Annotated in this window: 14 protein-coding genes, 1 tRNA gene and 2 pseudogenes; 3 read left to right on the top strand and 14 right to left on the bottom strand. The window is 75.3% G+C overall.

Annotated features, from left to right (window positions below):
- Positions 1-62: 62 nt before the first annotated feature.
- The 3 genes and pseudogenes from SOY78_RS03060 to SOY78_RS03050 form a co-directional block, all read right to left on the bottom strand.
- A pseudogene (locus tag SOY78_RS03060) lies at positions 63-1,430 on the bottom strand (MFS transporter); the annotation flags it as partial.
- Positions 1,382-1,963 (bottom strand): dCTP deaminase, encoded by a 582-nt coding sequence (gene dcd, locus SOY78_RS03055; protein ID WP_002858370.1) that lies wholly within the window; start codon positions 1,961-1,963, stop codon positions 1,382-1,384. The gene dcd and the pseudogene SOY78_RS03060, both read right to left, overlap by 49 nt.
- A 3-nt stretch (positions 1,964-1,966) precedes the next feature.
- On the bottom strand, positions 1,967-3,496 hold the full coding sequence (locus SOY78_RS03050) for a hypothetical protein (RefSeq protein ID WP_324701776.1): 1,530 nt from the start codon (positions 3,494-3,496) through the stop codon (positions 1,967-1,969).
- 121 nt (positions 3,497-3,617) lie between these two features.
- Here SOY78_RS03050 and SOY78_RS03045 point away from each other — a divergent pair.
- Positions 3,618-3,806, top strand: a pseudogene (locus SOY78_RS03045) (cation:proton antiporter); the annotation flags it as partial.
- A 99-nt stretch (positions 3,807-3,905) separates the two neighbouring features.
- Positions 3,906-3,979: transfer RNA gene (locus SOY78_RS03040), tRNA-Gly, on the top strand.
- Positions 3,980-4,146: 167 nt separating this feature from the next.
- Here the strand turns inward: SOY78_RS03040 and SOY78_RS03035 are convergent.
- On the bottom strand, positions 4,147-4,593 hold the full coding sequence (locus SOY78_RS03035; protein WP_036317141.1) for a DUF2087 domain-containing protein: 447 nt from the start codon (positions 4,591-4,593) through the stop codon (positions 4,147-4,149).
- 259 nt (positions 4,594-4,852) lie between these two features.
- On the opposite strand from SOY78_RS03035, the gene SOY78_RS03030 reads away from it, so the two are divergent.
- Positions 4,853-5,833 carry an AEC family transporter gene (locus SOY78_RS03030; protein WP_060774885.1) on the top strand — a complete coding sequence of 327 codons (981 nt, stop codon included), beginning with the start codon at positions 4,853-4,855 and terminating at the stop codon, positions 5,831-5,833.
- A gap of 55 nt (positions 5,834-5,888) precedes the next feature.
- Here the strand turns inward: SOY78_RS03030 and SOY78_RS03025 are convergent, their stop codons facing one another.
- The 10 genes from SOY78_RS03025 to SOY78_RS02980 all read right to left on the bottom strand — a co-directional run bounded on the left by SOY78_RS03025 (position 5,889) and on the right by SOY78_RS02980 (position 17,123).
- Entirely contained in the window at positions 5,889-6,848 is a 960-nt protein-coding gene (locus tag SOY78_RS03025) for a diaminopimelate dehydrogenase (protein ID WP_036385002.1), read from the bottom strand.
- Positions 6,849-6,892: 44 nt separating this feature from the next.
- Positions 6,893-7,486 (bottom strand): hypothetical protein, encoded by a 594-nt coding sequence (locus SOY78_RS03020; RefSeq protein WP_044658532.1) that lies wholly within the window; start codon positions 7,484-7,486, stop codon positions 6,893-6,895.
- A gap of 124 nt (positions 7,487-7,610) precedes the next feature.
- Complete coding sequence (locus SOY78_RS03015; protein ID WP_324701774.1) at positions 7,611-8,090, bottom strand: flavodoxin domain-containing protein; 480 nt, start codon at positions 8,088-8,090, stop codon at positions 7,611-7,613.
- Between the two features lie 40 nt (positions 8,091-8,130).
- Entirely contained in the window at positions 8,131-10,230 is a 2,100-nt protein-coding gene (locus SOY78_RS03010; RefSeq protein WP_324701773.1) for an NHL domain-containing thioredoxin family protein, read from the bottom strand.
- A 95-nt stretch (positions 10,231-10,325) separates the two neighbouring features.
- Positions 10,326-11,180 carry a hypothetical protein gene (locus SOY78_RS03005; RefSeq protein ID WP_324701772.1) on the bottom strand — a complete coding sequence of 285 codons (855 nt, stop codon included), beginning with the start codon at positions 11,178-11,180 and terminating at the stop codon, positions 10,326-10,328.
- The gene (locus SOY78_RS03000; RefSeq protein WP_324701771.1) at positions 11,170-13,428 is read right to left on the bottom strand and encodes a cytochrome c oxidase assembly protein; all 2,259 of its coding nucleotides are present in this window, start codon (positions 13,426-13,428) and stop codon (positions 11,170-11,172) included. The genes SOY78_RS03005 and SOY78_RS03000 overlap by 11 nt, the downstream gene beginning before the upstream one ends.
- 73 nt (positions 13,429-13,501) lie before the next feature.
- A complete protein-coding gene (locus SOY78_RS02995; protein WP_324701770.1) occupies positions 13,502-14,914 on the bottom strand; it encodes a Dyp-type peroxidase in 1,413 nt (470 codons plus the stop codon).
- Positions 14,901-15,530, bottom strand: a complete 630-nt coding sequence (locus tag SOY78_RS02990) for a copper chaperone PCu(A)C (protein WP_324701769.1) — start codon at positions 15,528-15,530, stop codon at positions 14,901-14,903. Before SOY78_RS02990 ends, SOY78_RS02995 begins: the two co-directional genes overlap by 14 nt.
- Positions 15,531-15,633: 103 nt before the next feature.
- The gene (locus SOY78_RS02985) at positions 15,634-16,317 is read right to left on the bottom strand and encodes a copper resistance CopC family protein (RefSeq protein WP_324701768.1); all 684 of its coding nucleotides are present in this window, start codon (positions 16,315-16,317) and stop codon (positions 15,634-15,636) included.
- A 110-nt stretch (positions 16,318-16,427) separates the two neighbouring features.
- Positions 16,428-17,123 carry a hypothetical protein gene (locus tag SOY78_RS02980; RefSeq protein WP_063188855.1) on the bottom strand — a complete coding sequence of 232 codons (696 nt, stop codon included), beginning with the start codon at positions 17,121-17,123 and terminating at the stop codon, positions 16,428-16,430.
- Between the last annotated feature and the right edge of the window lie 125 nt (positions 17,124-17,248).

Below are 17,248 nucleotides of genomic sequence, written 5' to 3'. Positions count from 1 at the left end.
CCTTCGTCAGGCACGGGCGAGGGTCCGGTCCAGCCTAACGGAGGGATGCGCCCCACCCGGGGTCAGCGGACCGATTCCGCGCTCCGCGTGATCGGCTCCGTGACCCGGGCGAACAGCAGCCCACCGGCCACGAGCACGACGGCGATCACGGGGATGACCACCCGGTTGTCCGGGTGCAGGGCGAGCGCGAGCGTGACGAGCGCGGGCGTGATGAACCCGACCGCGCGGCCCGTGGTGGCGTACAGCCCGAACACCTCGCCAGCCGTCCGCGGCGTGGTGAGCCGGCCCAGGAACGCGCGCGAGGCCGACTGCACCGGGCCCACGAACAGGCACAGCGCCAGCCCGCCGACCCAGAACGCGAGGGTGCCCGAGGCGAAGAACAGCGCCCCGGCCACGAGGACCATGGCGGCCAGCGAACCGAGGATCACCCGGCGCGGACCGACCGCGTCGTCGAGCCGCCCGCCCACGAAGGCGCCCAGGGCGGCCACCACGTTGGCCGCGATCGCGAACAGGATCACGTCCGAGGTCGCCAGCCCGTAGACCGTGGTGCCCAGGATGGCGCCGTAGACGAACACCGCGCCCACGCCGTCGCGGAACACCGCCGAGGCCACGAGGAACCACAGCGTGTTCCGATCCTCGCGCCACATCCGGGCCAGCGTGGCCCCCAGCTCGCGGTAGGAGCCCAGCACCGACTCACGGCGCGGCCCGCCGTCCGCCGCCGGGGCGGGGGCCGGGTCCGGCACGGCCACCAGCACGGGGATCGCGAACACGAGGAACCACGCGGCGGCCACGAGCGCGACCACCCGGATGTTCAGCGCCGCGTCCTCCGTGACGCCGAACCAGTGCGCGTCACCCGAGACGAAGCCCACGAACACGATCAGCAGCAGCAGGATGCCGCCGAGATACCCCGCGCCCCAGCCGATGCCCGAGATCCGGCCGATCGTGGCCGGCGTCGAGATGTGCACGAGGATCGCGTTGACCTGCACCTCCGCGAACTCGAAGAACACCGTGCCCAGGGCGATCAGGGTGACGCCCAGCAGAAGGGAGGACTCCTCCGGGGTGACCCAGAAGCAAGCTGCGGTGCACGCGATCACGGCGCCCGTGGTCAGCGCCAGCCCCCGCCGGCGCCGTCCCGCGCCGTCCGCCCGACGCCCCAGCACGGGCGCGGTGACCGCGATGACGACGCCGGCCACCGCCATCGCCGTCGAGAGCCAGGCCGTGCCCCGCTCGTCCGGCCCGAACGCGTCCGAGGCCAGGTAGGTGCCGAACACGAAGGTGACCATGACCGCGTTGAACGCGGCCGAGCCCCAGTCCCACAGCGCCCACGCGGCCACCTGGCGGCGCGGGGCGGCGGAGGCGACCGGCGGGAGCGCGACGTCGGTCATCGCTCGATGCGGGTGAGGTGGAAGTCCCGGTGCGCCCGGGAGGCCGTGGGCCCGCGCTGACCCTGGTACCGGTTCTGGTTGGCCCCGGTGCCGTACGGCGACTGGGCCGACGAGGAGAGCCGGAAGAAGCACAGCTGGCCGATCTTCATCCCCGGCCACAGCGTGATGGGCAGCGTGGCCACGTTGGACAGCTCGAGCGTGACGTGCCCGGAGAACCCGGGGTCGATGAACCCGGCGGTCGAGTGCGTCAGCAGGCCCAGCCGCCCCAGCGAGGACTTGCCCTCGAGGCGGGCGGCGAGGTCGTCCGGCAGCGTGACCTGCTCATAGGTGGAGCCGAGCACGAACTCCCCCGGATGCAGGATGAACGCCTCGTCCGGGTCCACCTCCACCAGCCGGGTCAGCTCGTCCTGCTCCTGGCGCGGGTCGATGTGCGCGTACCGGTGGTTGTCGAAGAGCCGGAAGAACCGGTCCAGGCGCACGTCCACGGACGCGGGCTGGACCATCGCCGGGTCGAGGGGGTCCAGGCCCACGCGCCCGGAGTCGAGCTCGGCGCGGATGTCGCGGTCGGAGAGCAGCACGGCTCAGTCCATTCGCACGACGACGGCCAGCGGGGTGCGCTCGCGGCCCTGGCCCAGCGGGTTGTCCGCGAAGGCGGCCTCGAGGACGGCGGCGGAGGCCTCCGTGTCCCGGCCGAGGGCGTTGCGGCCGATGTCGTTGGCGTCCATCACGACGGTGCCGGCGAAGGATGCCTTCGCCCAGGCCGGGATGTCCGCCGCCCGGATCATCGCCGAGACCTCGGCGGCCACCCGGTCCGGCTCGGCCGGCGGCAGCTTGGCCGAGACGTTGGCCGGGAACGTGGAGTAGGTGGTGGGCCCGTCGATCGCGCGGACGTTGCCGCCCACCACGTTGTAGAACACACCGCGCTTGCCGGCGACCTTGCCGGCGGCGCCGGCCGCCGCGGAGAGCACGATGCGCGGCAGGCCCGCCTCCTGGATGGCCAGCTGCATGGTGGTGGGATCGCCCAGGCCGATGCCCGCGGGCGTGCGGGTGACCAGGCGGGAGAGGACGCGGGCGGCCACGGAGGGGCGGACCTCCCACGTGTAGTAGGAGCGACCCTGGGTGATGGCCACGATCTTCTCGGACACGGAGAAGTGCCACGGGGCGTCCTGCGGCATCGCGTCCGCGGGCAGGTCGCGGAAGAAGTCCTCGATCTCGCCGCGCAGGTAGGCCTGCAGGTCCGTGTCCCGGTCCACCAGGCCGGTCTGCACCGGGAAGCGGCGGTAGCGGCGGCCGTCCTCGGCGGAGACCAGGTCGAGCTCCTTGCCCGGGTTCGGCTCGTGGTCCGGTTTGGCCGGTGCCGGGGCGGTGGGGGCCTCGTCGACCGCGGTGGCGGGGCCGGCCGGGGCGGCGTCCGCGTCCACCGCGTCGCGCAGCCAGAGCTCGAGGTTGAGCAGGCGCCAGAAGCGCTCGGGGTCGTGCAGGCGCGGGTGGGCGAGGAAGTCCTCGAAGAGCGCGCGGACGGTGGGCGCGTCGGCGTACGGGCGGGCGGCGAACGAGTCGGAGGCGAACACCTCGCGGACCGGCTCGCGCAGGGCGAGCAGCAGGCCGGCCGCGGCGTCGTCGTCCGCGTGGCGGGCCGGCGGGAGGACGGCGTCCACCAGGCCGGCGAGCCGCCCGCGCGGCACGCCGCGATCGGCGGGGCGCTCGTCCGCGTGGGCGTCGACGAAGGCCGAGTTCAGCAGCGCCTCGACGGGCACGTCGGCGCGCTCGCGGGAGTCGGCCAGGCGTGCGGCGACGTCGCGGCGGGTCGCGGTCAGGGTGCGCGCGGCACCGCGCAGGCCGCGGGGCGCGTCGGCGGCCGAAGGCGTCGGGGCGGGGCGGCCGCACACGTGCGCGGTCGAGGCCAGGGGGCCGCCGTGGGCGCGGATCGCGGCGCGGACCGACTCGAGGTCGGCGACCGGGGACGGCGTCGCGGCGGGGGCCAGCGGTGCGGGCCGGGGACCGCCGACGAGGAAGGGGCGGTCCGCCTCCCCGAACGCGAGGTAGCGGTACACCGCCGCGTCGTCGGGGCGGGCGGGGACCTGGGCCGCGTCGGCCGTGGTGTCGCGCATGGGACGTCCTTCCGGGACAGGGGCTGCCGGACGCGTCCGGCCGCGGCCGGGCGCGGTTCGGACTCTACCAGCGGCCCCCGGCGCGCTTTCGTTCGGGAAACGGCGGCCCCTGGTGCGCTTTCGTTCGGGAAACGGCGTGGCCGGCCGCTGGCGCGCGGGTGCGGCCCTGACCATCCGCGGGGAGTTCTCCATCGTGATCGCCGGGCCGGTGCTCACGCGGTACGCGGACGCGTTCGGTCGCTCGCGCGCCCGGGCGGCGACGCGGCGGGTGCGGGCGCGCGAGGTCGCCGCAGCGGACCCGGTGCACTGACGTACGGGTCCGCGGGGCTCGATGACGACGCGGGGCCGGTGCACCGGCCGGGCTGGTGTATGGTGGTGCCCGCGCCGCAGGCGGAAGCTGAGCGGTTGCGCGGGCGTAGCTCAATGGTAGAGCGCTTGCTTCCCAAGCAAGATACGCGGGTTCGATTCCCGTCGCCCGCTCCACACCACGACGACGGCCCCGGGCCCCTCACGCGAGGGACCCGGGGCCGTGTCGGTCCACGTCGCCCCGCCACGGCCGCACCGGGAACGCGAGACGTCGGAATGCGGCCACATTCCGGCGTCATGGCGACCGCTGGCGTTCCAGGTCGACGTGCGGGGTCCCGCTCCCCTCAACGGCCCGCGCGGATCTCGCGCAGCCGGCGTTCCAGGTCGACCGGCAGGTCCGCGGCGAAGCGCGGGTCGAGGTCGGGCCCGGCGTCCGCCAGTCGGTAGACGCCGTCGGCGCGGGCGAGGAACCCGTAGTCCACGAGTTCGCGACGCAGCGTGGCCACGTCCTCGTGGGCGGGGCGCAGCAGGTCGTTGACCTCGGCCTCCGCGTAGGCGCGGCCCGCTCTGAAGCGACGCAACAGCTCGAGAAGGACGGCCACCCGCGGCTTGCGACGCGCAGGGATGGAGCGCAGCCGGTCCCCGTCGAAGAAGCGGGCAAGCACGGTCGCGTGGTAGCGCTCGGCGGACTGCCACTCGTCAGCGAGGGCCGCCGCCGCGGCGGTGTACCGCTCACCGGTGACGGCCATGCGGGCACGGATCAGGGTCTTGAGGTCGGACTGACGGGTCATGGTGCATCCTCGCCGGCGCGCTCCCGGCCATGCCGCGCCGCGGGTCGGGGACGACGTCCGTCGCGTGCGGTGGGCCCGAGGATCCGCTCCCCTTCGCGCCGGGCCGCCGGGCCCTGCCGCGCGGGGCCGGGCCGCGTGGCGCGCTCGGCGGTGGGCGCCGCCGTCGTGATCCAGGCTAGCCGAAGCCCGCCGCGTAGGATCGCGCCATGCACCTGACCCCGCCGCGGACCGCCCCACCCCGACCCGTGGAGGCCCGTCCGTGACCCAGGTGCTCTCCGGCTTCGCGGTCGTGTGGGTGATCATCCTCGTGGGCGTCCTGGTGGGGCGCACGGGGGTGCTCGGCGAGCACGGCCGCACCGTGCTCTCCCGTGCGGCGTTCTTCATCGGCAACCCGGCCCTGCTGTTCGTCACGCTCTCCCGCGCGGACGTGGGCGCCGTGCTGGGCCCCCAGCTGTGGGTGGCCACGCTGTCCGCGTTCACCGCGGCCGCACTGTACCTCGCGGTGACGGTCCCGCTGCTGAAGGGCAGGTCGGCCTCGGAGCGGATCATGTCCGCGCTCAGCGCCTCGCTCGTGAACTCGGCGAACCTCGGCATCCCCATCGCGGCCTACGTCCTCGGCGACGCCGCCCTGGCCGCCCCGGCGCTCATCTTCCAGCTGGCGATCTACACGCCGCTCTACGTGGCCGCGATGGACGCCGCCACCGCGCGCGAGGCCCGACGACGCACGACGGCGGGCCGGCGCCGGGCGGTGCGCCGCTCCCCCGGGCGCGCCGTGGCCGACCAGGTCCGCCACACGGTCACCAACCCCCTGATCCTGGGCTCGGTGGCCGGCCTGGTCTTCTCCCTCACCGGCTGGTCGTTGCAGGGCCCCCTCATGGAGTCCGTGGAGCTCATCGGCGGACTGTCCATCCCGGCGATGCTCCTGGCGTTCGGCATGTCGCTGGTCGGCTCGCGGCCGCTCGAGCGGGCCGGCGGGCGACGCGCGGACGTGCTGCTCGCCTCGGCGGTGAAGCTGGTGGTGCATCCGCTGCTGGCCTGGCTGCTCGCGCAGTTCGTGTTCGGTCTGGATGCGCGGCACGTGTTCGTCGCCGTCGTCCTGGCCTCCCTGCCCACCGCACAGAACGTGTTCGTCACCGCCGTCCGCTACGACACGGGCCTGCGCGTCTCGAAGGACACGATCCTGGTCACCACGATCGTCGCGATCCCGGCGATGATCGCCGTCGCCCTGCTGCTGGCCTGAGGCCGACGACGGCGGCGCCCGGCCCGGTGCCACGCGCCGGGCGCCTCGCCGCGGCTCAGACGTCCCGGCGGATCAGCTCGTCCAGCCCCGTGGGCGAGAGCAGGTACGGAGCGACCTCGAGCACGGTGCGCGCCCCCGTCTCCCCCTGGGCCTTCAGGCGCGCGGCGGCACGGCCGTAGGCGACCTGCGCGGCGGCGGTGAAGTCGGGGTTGGACTCCAGCTCCAGCACGAACTCGACCGCGCTGCGCGAGCCGCCGAGGTCGCCCGAGGTGACGACGTGGCCGCCGTGCGGCATGCCCTGGTGGTCGCGCTCGAACTCCTCCTCGGAGATGAAGTGCACGGTGGTCTCGTACGGGGCGAAGTAGTCCGGCATCGTGGTGATGGCCTCGGTGATGGCCGCGTGGTCGGCCTCGTCGGCCACCACGTAGCACTCACGCACGTGCGCGGAGGCGCCGGTGATCTCGGCGCCCCGACCGGCGCGGGCCTCGGCGATCGCCTCCTCGCTGGGGATCGTGTACTGCACGCCGCGCCGGACGCCGGGGACCCGCCGGACGGCGTCGGAATGGCCCTGCGAGAGGCCCTTGCCCCAGAACGTGTTCTGCTGCGGCTGCGGGAACAGCGCCGCGCCCAGCACCCGATTCACCGAGAACAGGCCCGGGTCCCAGCCGGTGGAGATCATCGCCACGTGCCCGCCCTCCCGGGCCGCGGCGTCCATCTCGGCGCGGTGCCGCGGGATGAGCTGGTGGTTGTCGTAGGTGTCCACGGTGGTGAAGTGCCGCGCGTAGCCGGCCGCCTGCTCGGGGATGTCCGTGGCGCTGCCGAGGCAGAGGAACAGCACGTCGATCTCCCCGGCGTGCTCGGCGGCCCGCTCCGCCGGGAGCACGGGCGTGTCCGTGTCCAGGCCGGTGCGGCGCGAGAAGATGCCCACCAGCTCCATGTCCGGCTGGAGCTTCACGAGCTTCTCCACACTGCGGCCGAGGTTCCCGTATCCGACGATGCCGGCGCGGATGGTCATGTGCGTCCTCCTGGTGGGGTCGTGGTCAGGTCGGTCCCGCCAGCCTAGGCCCGGCGCCGCGGGGCGCCGAGTCCGCCCGCCGGACCGCGCAGCAGGAGCACGACGACGGCGACCAGCCCCGCCAACGCCAGCATGCTGACCACGTAGATCGGCCAGGCCCACGGGCTGTGGTCGCCCCCGCCGATGCCGTAGGTGTCCGCGAGCGCCATGCCCGGCCCGAACGAGGCCATGAAGTAGGCCGGAGACGCGGCGACGAGCGAGGCGAGGCCCAGGGCGAGGACCGCCAGCGGGTCGACCTCCTCGCGACGCCACGTGAGGAACCACAGGATCGCGGCCACACCGAGCCCGGCCGCCAGGATCACGGCCGGGAGGACGAAGGGGACGCCGAGCTGGCCCGCCGCGCTCAGGTCCGCGTAGATCCTCCCGAGGCCGCGGTCGCCGGGCGCGGCGGCCAACGGGTTGAGGACGAACACCTGCAGGGCCGCGAGCGCCGCGGCGGCGGCGATGACGCCCGGGACCACCGCGCCCGCGGCGAGCCGCACCCAGCCGGGCCGGTCGGGCAGGGCGAAGGGCGCCGTCGTCGGGCGGGGCCGGGCGGGGCGGGAGGACGCGGCGGGGCGACGGGCGGAAGGGGACATGCGGCCAGGCTAACCGCTCGCCTCCGCTGCAGACACGAGAGCCTCCGGCGCCATTTCGTCAACGACAGCGGCTGTGGAGGCTCCTGCGCCCCCGCCGTCTCGTCGACGAGCGCGGCGGGTGAGGTCAGCGCACGCCGGCGCCGGAGAGGGTCTTGGCCCAGGCCTCGATGGCGTCCCAGTCGCGGAAGTCGCCGTAGTGCTCGTTGCGGGAGAGCTTGAGCTTGAGCTTCTCCAGCCGGCCCAGGCGCTCCTCGACGAGCGCCCCGCGGAAGTACGCCACCTCGCGCGGGCCGTAGGACTCGAGCTTCTCCCGCACCGGCCGGGCCAGCTCGGGCGCGCCGCCCGAGGCCAGGATCACGAACGGCAGGTCCGCCAGCTCGGCCCGACGGGTGTCGAGGAACGCCCGCGCGTCGGCGGCGAGCGAGCCCGTGTAGACCGGGGCCGCGACGATCACCGCGTCCGCCGTGGTCAGCCACGCGGCGGCGCCCTCGACGTCCTCCACCACGGTCGGGACGGCCTGCGACGTGCGCAGCACTTCCGCGACACGCTCGGCGATCTCTCGCGTGGATCCGTGGGCGGACGAGGTGACGATGAGCGTGGTCATGGTGGGGCGCAGCCTTCGGGGTCGGGGGCGAACGACGCGCTCAGTGTATCCCGCGCAGGTCCAGGTCCAGGCGGGTCTCGGCGCCCTCCGGGGCCCGGTCCGGGGTGTGCACCGTGACCGGGATGCCCCAGTCCTGCTGGTACAGGTGGCAGGCGGCGTGGTCCGGGATGGGCTGCCCCTTCTCCCCGTCGCACGCGGCGGCCCGGGCGGTGATGTGCAGGACGCCCTCCTCGACCTCGGGGTTCAGCCGCAGCGTCCGGTGCAGCCCCGTGGACGTGCCGGCGCCCTCGAGCAGCAGCTCCTCCGGGGACGAGGAGACCTTCAGCTGCGTGGGATCGCCCCAGCGGTTGTCCAGCTTCTGCCCCGTGGGCGCGGCGAAGCCGATCGTCAGGTCCAGGTCGCCGGCCACCACCGGGGTGCGGGGACGCTGCGTCTGCCGCGCGCCCTCGTCCACGGTGAGGAACTCCTCCGGCACCGCCAGCCGCGTGAGCCGGTGGGCGTTGGACTCGACCACCACGATCGCGGTGTCGTTCCCGTCCGCGTCGTGCTCCACGAGCACGTCCGAGGGCTCGAGCAGCCCGCGCGCCACCGTGGTCACCGTGGCCGGGACCGCCCGGCCCGCGGCGTCCTCGCCGGCCGGCGCGTACCGGCGGATCGCGCCGTTGTACGTGTCGGCGATCAGCACGGAGCCGTCCGGCAGGGCCGTGACGCCCAGCGCGTGCTGCAGGCGCGCGCGGTCCGCCTCCCCGTCCACGTGGCCGAAGTCGAACAGGCCCGCCCCGACGGCGGTCCCGACCTCGCGGCGCCCGTCCTCCCCGGTCCGCACCCAGCGCACCGCGGAGGTCTCCGAGTCCGCGACCCACAGCGTGCCGTCCGCGCCCACGGACAGCCCCGAGGGCTGCGCGAACCAGGCCCGTCCGGCGTCGCCGTCCAGCAGGCCCTCGAGCGCCGTGCCCGCGTGCACCGCGAGCGCGCCCGTGACGGGGTCGAAGTCGAAGAGCTGGTGCGTGCCGGCCATCGCGATCACCACACGCCCCAGGGCGGGGTGCCACACGACGTCCCACGGGGAGGACAGCGAGATCGCGGTCGGCTCCCCGGGCAGGTCCGCGAGGTCGACGGCGACGTCCCCCTCGTCGTCGACGGCGGCGGCCTCCTTGGCGCGCTCGGAGTCGATGAGCTTCTGCACGCCGTTGCCGGCGAGGGTGCTGACGTGCCCGTCCGACAGGCGCAGGCCCCGCAGCCGGTGGTTGACCGAGTCCGCCACGACGACGTCGTAGCCGACGCGCTGGGCGACGTCCTCGGGCAGCAGCGCCAGGCCCTGCGGCTCGTTGAACAGCGCCTGGTCCGGCCCGCCGTCCGCGTGGCCCTTCTCTCCGGGCGTGGGGAATGCGAGCTCGGCCTGACCCGCGTCCGCCGTGGCGGGGTCCCCGCCGCCGAACGCGCGGAGCACCGTGGTCAGGTCCTCGGCGACCTCCAGGAGGCGGTGGTGGCCGGTGTCCGAGACGAGGAACGTGCCCGGGCGGGAGCCGCGGCCCCCGAGGGACACGGCCTTGCCGGGGAACGACAGGTCCCGGGCCACGGGCGCGGGCGGGACGTAGGGGCCCGAGCCGCGGTGCAGCGTGCCCTTGGCCTCGTGCTCGGCCACGAGCTCGCGCACGAGGCCATAGAGCCCGGCCACGTGCCCCTCGCCGGACAGGTGCGCGGCGATGTAGCCCTCCGGGTCCACCACCACGAGGGTGGGCCACGCGCGCGCCGAGTACGCCTGCCACGTGGTCAGCTCGGGGTTGTCCAGCACGGGGTGCTCGATGGCGTAGCGCTCCACGGCGGCCGCGAGCGCGTCCGGGTCCGCCTCGTGCTCGAACTTGGGCGAGTGCACGCCCACCGTGACGAGCACGTCCGCGAACTCCTCCTCGAGCGGGCGCAGCTCGTCCAGGACGTGCAGGCAGTTGATGCAGCAGAACGTCCAGAAGTCGAGGAGCACGACCTTGCCGCGCAGGTCCTCGAGGGCCACCTGCTCGCCGCCGGTGTTCAGCCAGCCGCGGCCCACGAGCTCGGACGCGCGCACCCGGGTGGCCGCGCGCGGCACGGCGGCGGGGGCGTCAGCGGTCGGGGCGGGGTTCGGGGTCTGCGGTGCGGTCATGTCCACCATCATGACGCACGCCCCGGACGCGTCAGCCGTGAGCGGACGCCGGCGGCGTTACAGGGGGAAAGACGACGCCGCCGGGCGGGTCCGGCTCAGTCGGCGGCCAGGGCGGCGGCCAGCATCTCCTCGGCGATGAGGGTGAACTCCTTGCGCCCGGCCTCGGGCCGGCCCACGAAGGAGACCATCACCACGGCGTCGGAGGTGACGGCGGTGAGCACCTGGGCCGTGAGCTGGGGCTCGGACTCCGGGGCCACGGTCCGCTCCCACACGAGGGCGGACTGCGCGGGGGTGCCCTCGGACAGCGGCGCGTCGGAGACCTCGAGGCGGTAGTCGACGGTCGCGTCCCCCTCCTGCACGGTCATGGTCATCTCGCGGCAGTCGGCGCGCAGGGCGTTGACGGTCTGGAGGTGCCGCTCGACGTCCTGGCGGCCCTGGCCCGTGAGCCGGGCGACCTCCACGGTGCCCGTGCCCGTGAAGGTGTCGGCGCCGACGTCCACCCGCGTGGCCTCGGCCGCGTCGAGGGTGATCGGAGAGAAGTCCAGGGCGGTCAGCGGCGCCTTGCACTGCGCCGGCTGCACGGTGGTCCGGTCCGCGTCCGCACGCCGGTCCCGGGAGTCCTCGCGGGCCGCGTCGATCTCCTCCGCCGTGGCGGCCCGCTGCCGGACGAAGCCGAACGTGGCCGCACGCTCGGCCGCGGCCTCCGCCATGCGCTCGTCCTGACGGTCGCCCAGGCCGAGCCCCTCCGGGGCCGCCGACTCCGTGGGCGCCGCGGTGCCGGCGTCGCCGTGGACTCCGTCCGCGGGCGCGGACGCGGCGGCCGGATCGCCGTCCCCGGCACCGCAGCCCGTCAGGGCGAGCAGACCGGCGGCGACGGCGGCCACGAGACGCAGCCGACCACGCCGGGGCGCGGCCGGGCGGCCGAGGGGAGGGAGGAGGTCAGCGGACATCACGGGCCTCCTCGGGGCCGGTGGAGGAGTCGCGGGCCACGGGCTCGGCGCCGCTCGGGGCGTCGGTGGCGGGGGTGCCGTGCATGCGGGCATACATCTCGTTCCAGCGGCGCAGCTCCGCGTCGCCGTCGCGGTCGGCCTGCCGGTCCAGCCGGACCGCGTTCTTGCGGTCGCTGCGATACCAGAGCACGGCCACCATCACCGCCATCATCACGGTGGGGAACTCGCCGATGCCCCACATCACCGCGCCGCCGATCCGCTGGTCCTCGAGGGCAGTGGGGCCCCAGTCGCGGCCCATGTTGCCGAACCAGGACGCCTGCATCAGGCCGGTGGAGGTGGTCATGGCCACGCCGATGAAGGCGTGGAAGATCATCGTGGCCATCAGGAGCACGAGCCGCAGGGCGTACGGGGGCCGGCGCGGCAGCGGATCCGAGCCGATCATGACCAGGGCGAACAGGAACCCGGTCAGCAGGAAGTGGACGTTCATGAACTCGTGGCCCACGTGGGTCTGCAGCGAGAACCGGAAGAAGTCCGTGTAGTAGAACACCAGGATCGAGCCGGCGAAGTTGACCCCCGCCACGATCGGGTTCGTGATGAACCGGCCCCACGGGGAGTGCACGATCCACAGGATCCACTCGCGCGGGCCGCGCGTCCCGTCCGTGCGGGACGGCAGGGCCCGCAGCGCCAGGGTGATCGGCGCGCCCAGGACGAGGAAGACGGGGCTGAGCATCGTCAGCGTCATGTGGCCCACCATGTGCGCGCTGAACAGGACGCGGCCGTACACGGCCGGGGACCCGGAGGTCGCCCACAGCAGCACGGCCAGGCCCGCGAGCCACGCGACGGTGCGCAGCACGGGCCAGCGGTCGCCGCGGCGGCGCAGCTGCCACACGGAGCGCAGGTACCAGAGGGTCAGGAACGCGATGATCGCGACCCACAGCCAGTCGAACCGCCACATCGTGATCCACCGGGCGCCCTCGAGGGCCGGCGGCAGCTCGTAGCCGGTGAGGATGCGGGCCGGGGAGGCGTCCGGCGCGAGCTCCTCCGGCACGGGCGGGGCCGTCCGGGAGAGCACGGAGGAGACGCCCATGACGGCGCCCATGATCACGGCCTCCACGGCGATGAGCTGCCACAGCAGGCGACGCGCGGGGGCGGGGCTGGGACGGTCCGGGCCGGCGTCGAGGCGGGGGATCACCCACCGGCGGTGCAGCAGGCCGATCAGGCCGAGGCCCAGGGCCGCCAGGAACTTGGCCGACACGAGGATGCCGTAGGGGCTCAGCAGCTGGGCCGGATCGTCCATGCGGATCGACGCGTTGACCACGCCGGACAGCGCCACCGTGACCAGGCCCAGCCCGGCGAGCACGGAGTAGCGGGTCAGGACCGTGTGCAGCAGGGGCGCCGGGCCCTGCCGGCGCAGGCTGCGGCCCCGCCCCTGCGCCCCGTTGGGCCCCACGAGGGTGTCCGAGATCGCGACGAGCACGAGCAGTCCGCCCACCCACACGACGACGCCGAGCAGGTGCAGGCCGATCGAGTTCACGGCGCCGGTGTGGTCGTCACCGCCCGCCGCGTGCCCGATCAGGGCCAGGGGCACGAGGGCGAGCATCGCCAGGATGCCGGTCCAGAACAGGCCGTTGTGGGAGCGGACGGCGATCGCCAACGTGGTCACGACGGCGGCGATCACGGTGACCCAGAACCACGCCTGGCCCACCGAGATGCCGACCACGTAGGCCGCCAGGCCGTCCGTGAAGCCCTGCCCCGCAGTGACGGGGATGCCGGCGAGATCCGAGTAGGACAGCACGCCGACGGCCAGCGCGGCCACCGTCCACACGCCGGCGCTGACGGCGGCGATCCGCATCACGCGGGTGAACGCGGGGTGCTCGGGCAGCGGTGCGGCGTCCGCGTCCTCGCGCCGCTGCCGGGCGGAGCGGTGCCACCGTTCCGTGCCCGCCGCGTGCGGCGGCAGGACCCCGGCCGCGAAGATCAGCGCCGCGATGGTCAGGGACATCGCCAGGTTGGAGACGAGCTCCCCCACGGGCACGCCCCAGCGGGTGATCCACCCCGGGTCGGAGAGCTGGCGTGCGGCGGTGACCCCGGTCAGCCAGCCGGCGGCGGCGAGGCCGGCGGCTCCCGCGGCGGCCACGAGCACCCAGATCCACCGGGGCACACCGACCGGCCCCGACGGACCGGGGCGGGCGGCGTCGTCGTTCTCGGCGGGGTGGCTGCCCCGGGCGGGGGCGGTGGCGGCGGACATGGGGTCCATCCTCTCAAAGCGTGCGGACGCCCGGCGACGACGGGAGCGGCCCCGCCGTCGTCGGGCCCCTGGGTCAGGCGAACAGGGCGTCGCCCACGAACCCGCCCTCGGCGCAGCCGGGCGGGATCGCGAAGACCGCCGAGCCGACGGGCACGGTCCACAGGTTCAGGTGGTCCGACTCGGCGAGCCGGGCCTGGACGGGGACGAACTGTCGGTCCACGTCCGCCTGGTAGGCGGCGAAGATCAGGCCGGAGCCCGCCTCCAGCGCCCCGCGCGGGTTGTCGTAGTTGTAGCTGCGACGCAGCATCCCGTACTCGGGCTCCTCCCCGCGGGCCCGCCGCAGGTGCGCGATGTCCGAGATGACCGGGAAGCCCGTGGGGCCGACGGCGTCGAAGTCCGGCTCGTCGTGCTCCTGCTCCCCCGTGAGGGGGGCGCCGGTGCCGAGGCGACGGCCGATGACCTTCTCCTTGGCCGGGCGGTCGAGCTCGTCCCACGTGTCCATGAGCATCTCGATGCGCCGGATCACCACGGACGTGCCGTCCGCGATCCACGGGGTGACGCCCACCTGCTCGGCGCCCACGCCCCACACCACGCGGTCGAGGTGCGGGGTGCCCGCCGCCGGGTTGCCGGTGCCGTCCACCTGCCCGAAGAGGTTGCGCATCGTGGTGCCGGTGGGGTGGGCGCCGCGGGCGGAGCGGAAGCCCTCCTGCACCCAGCGCTCGGTGGCGAACGGCCGGGCCGCCTTGAGGAGCATGCGCCGGGCGTGGGCCACGGACATCCGGTTGTCGCCGCAGATCTGCAGCAGCAGGTCGCCGTCGCTGAACGCGGGGTCCAGGCGGTCGATCTGCTCGAACGCTGGCAGCGGGCGCAGCCAGGCCGGGGCCCGGTCCGGGGCCACGCGGCGGACGAGCTCGGGGCCGAAGCCGAACGTCACGGTGAGCCGCGCGGGGGCGGCGGCGAGCTCCGGCTCGGTGTCGGCGATCGTGGCGCGGCCCTGGGTCAGGCGCGCCGCGTCGTCGGTGAGCAGGCGCAGCATCCGCTCGATGCGCACCCGGTCCGCGTCCTCGCGCAGGTCGAGGGCGAGGAAGACGGCGTGGGCCTGGGCGGGGGTGTCGACGCCGGCCTGGCGCGGCCCGTGGAACGGCACGGTGTCCGTGCCCACGGGCGAGCTGACGGCCACCCGGGCGGCCTGGCCGCCGGGCTCGGCCCAGCCGGCCCGGCCGACGTCGCCCTCGATGCCGGTGTCGCCCATGACCTCGGACGGCGAGGCCCCCGCCCCGGGCGCGGTAGACGCGCCCGGGGCGGTCGAGGCCGACGCGTGGCCGGCGCCATAGCCGAGTGCCGTGCCCAGCAGGCCGCCGCCCACCGCGCCCGCCCCGAGGAGCAGGCCGCGGCGGGAGGGGCCCCCCGGGGCCGGGCGGGCGCCCTCGCGCCCGCCCGACCCGTGGTGGTTGTCCGGCCGGCCGGCGGGGTCAGTGGTCGGCATGGTCCTCCGATTCGTGGGACTCGCCACCGTGGTACGACTCGTTGGCGCCGGTGAAGGGCCGGACCACGGAGGTGACCTCGAGGGTGGAGCCGTCCTCCAGCTCGAGGTCGTAGGTCACGTCCTCACCCGGCTCGATCGGGTCGGTCAGGCCCAGGAACATCACGTGGTTGCCGCCCGGGGCGAGCTCGAAGCTCCCTCCGGCGGGCACGGTGAAGCCGTCGGGGCTCCGCTGCATCACCATCTGGCCGTCCTCGCCGGAGACCATCTCGTGGAGCTCGACCGTCTCACCCAGCTCCGAGCGGACGCCGACGACGTGCAGGTCCTGGTCCGAGGAGTTCTCGAGCATGCCGAAGGAGCCGGTCATGCCCTCCTCGGTGGCCTTCGTCCAGGGGTCGGTGATCGTGAGGCCGGCGGCCTGGCCGTCCGCGGTGGACGCGGCCGACGAGGAATCCGAAACCGGGGCGGCGCCCGTGGCCGGCGCGACGCTCGAGGCATCCGACGCGCTCGGGGCGGAGCCGGCCTCGTCTCCGGCGCAGGCCGTCAGGCCGAGGGCGGCAACGGCGAGCACGGCGGCGGCGCCGAGGCGGCGAGGGGCGCGGGGGGAGGAGGTGGTCATGTCTGTGGGGTTCCTTGTCAGGCGGGCGCGCGACGACGCGCGGGGCGTGCGGGCGCGCGAGGGCGGGGCCGGTCCCCTCGTGGGGCCGGCCGGGGGTCAGAGGTCAGCGGCCGTCGTCGAGGTGGCCGAGCGCGCGGGCGCGGCGGCCCATCAGGAGGAAGGCCACCACGAGCACGGCCAGGCCGGCGATGCCGGCGACCCACACCCAGGCGGGCAGCGCGTCGGAGTCCGCGGGCTGCGCGGCGTCGGAGGCGTCCGCCTGCGCGGTCGCCTCGGCCGAGACGGCGTCGCCCTGGCCTGCCGCGGCCTCCGGGGAGGCGGCGATCGAGGCCCCGGAGACGGCGGAGCCGCAGCCCTGGGGCGCGGTGCCGGCGGCCGGTGCGGCCGGGTTGTCCACCGCGAAGTCGAACGAGCGCTCCTCGGAGTGCCCGTCCGAGTAGACGACGCGGTAGGCGACCTCGTAGTCGCCGTTGGGCAGCCCCTCGCACAGCGGCGCGGAGAAGGTGGGGCCGTCCACGGTGCCGGCGGCGGACTGCCACTGGTTGCGGTCGGCGTCGCGGACCTGCAGGAGGTTCTGGATGCCCTCGCCGTCGATCAGGTCGCCGCTGAAGGTCAGCGAGACCTCCGACGGCGCCGTCGTGACGGTCTCGTCGACGGCGGGGGCGGTGCGGATGAGCTCGTCGTGCGCGGCCGCGGGGGCAGCCCCGGCGACGACGAGGGCGGGCAGCAGGGCGAGTCCGGCGGCGGCGCGAGCGGCGCGGCGGACAGGGGTGGTCTGGTGATGCATGGTGGTGTCCTCACGGGTCTGCCGCGGTCCCGGACGGGAGTCGCGGGCGGACCGTTCCGAAGGGTTGTCGGGCGCGGTCGGGCCTCGAGACGCGGACGGAGCCGGCGTCCTCAGGCCGCGAGGGCGAACGGCGGGCCGCGCCGCCCCGGAGAGCTGAGGAGGGCGAGGGACGTCGCCGGACGGAGCGCCGGCGGGACGGGGACCCGGACGCGGGCCGGCGTCGGCAGGGGGCCGTGCGCGGCCGGCGGCGGGCAGACGGCGGCCACCACGCGTTCGGCGATGGTGAGCACGAGGGCCTCGCCGCGCCGCAGCACCAGCACGGTGAGGACCGCGGCGATCACGTGGGCTGCGAGCATGCGCAGGTCGGTCAGGTGGCCGGTGGGGGCGCTGGACAGGGCCTCCCCCGGCGCCAGGAGGGCCCCAGCGCCGGGACGGGCGTGGCCGAGGTGGGCGGGGTCGACGCCGGCGGCCGGCGCCACGGCGTGGCCGCCGGCGGCGAGCCCGTAGAGCACGTGGAACAGCCCCTGGGCGATCGCGACGGCGGCGGCGGTGCGCCACAGCGAGAGGGCGCGGCCCGCCAGGGCGGTGCAGAGCGGGGCGGCGAGGACGGCCGCGAAGGCGACCACGCCGACCTCGGGGAACCCGTGACCGGGCTCGGCGGCGGTGTGGAACAGCGCGGCCAGGGCGGTCATCGCCAGGGCCCCGGCCCAGCCCCGGACCAGACGGGCCGGCCCACGCACGACGCGCGGAGGGGCGTCCTCGAGGCCGGACGGGGCCCACGGAGCGGCGGCGACGGCGCTGCGCATGCCACGACTCCTCTCCGCACGGCCCCGGCCCACGTCGGCCGGACGATCGTCCGCCCATCCTACGCGCCCGCAGACGACGACGGGCGCCCCACCCGAGGGTGGGACGCCCGTCCTGCGGCCTGCGG

It is taken from the genome of Micrococcus sp. HOU01, assembly GCF_035609305.1.
GTDB classification, from domain to species: Bacteria; Actinomycetota; Actinomycetes; order Actinomycetales; family Micrococcaceae; genus Micrococcus; species Micrococcus luteus.
This window is presented reverse-complemented; position numbering and strand designations above follow the sequence as displayed.

Bases quoted from the DNA above. Each gene is read 5' to 3' on its own strand.
- SOY78_RS03050 (WP_324701776.1), bottom strand. From the start codon at position 3,496: ATGCGCGACACCACGGCCGACGCGGCCCAGGTCCCCGCCCGCCCCGAC.
- SOY78_RS02995 (WP_324701770.1), bottom strand. From the start codon at position 14,914: ATGCCGACCACTGACCCCGCCGGCCGGCCGGACAACCACCACGGGTCG.
- SOY78_RS03015 (WP_324701774.1), bottom strand. From the start codon at position 8,090: ATGACCACGCTCATCGTCACCTCGTCCGCCCACGGATCCACGCGAGAG.
- SOY78_RS03000 (WP_324701771.1), bottom strand. From the start codon at position 13,428: ATGTCCGCCGCCACCGCCCCCGCCCGGGGCAGCCACCCCGCCGAGAAC.
- SOY78_RS02990 (WP_324701769.1), bottom strand. From the start codon at position 15,530: ATGACCACCTCCTCCCCCCGCGCCCCTCGCCGCCTCGGCGCCGCCGCC.
- SOY78_RS03005 (WP_324701772.1), bottom strand. From the start codon at position 11,180: ATGTCCGCTGACCTCCTCCCTCCCCTCGGCCGCCCGGCCGCGCCCCGG.
- SOY78_RS03035 (WP_036317141.1), bottom strand. From the start codon at position 4,593: ATGACCCGTCAGTCCGACCTCAAGACCCTGATCCGTGCCCGCATGGCC.
- SOY78_RS02980 (WP_063188855.1), bottom strand. From the start codon at position 17,123: ATGCGCAGCGCCGTCGCCGCCGCTCCGTGGGCCCCGTCCGGCCTCGAG.
- SOY78_RS03010 (WP_324701773.1), bottom strand. From the start codon at position 10,230: ATGACCGCACCGCAGACCCCGAACCCCGCCCCGACCGCTGACGCCCCC.
- SOY78_RS03020 (WP_044658532.1), bottom strand. From the start codon at position 7,486: ATGTCCCCTTCCGCCCGTCGCCCCGCCGCGTCCTCCCGCCCCGCCCGG.
- SOY78_RS02985 (WP_324701768.1), bottom strand. From the start codon at position 16,317: ATGCATCACCAGACCACCCCTGTCCGCCGCGCCGCTCGCGCCGCCGCC.
- SOY78_RS03025 (WP_036385002.1), bottom strand. From the start codon at position 6,848: ATGACCATCCGCGCCGGCATCGTCGGATACGGGAACCTCGGCCGCAGT.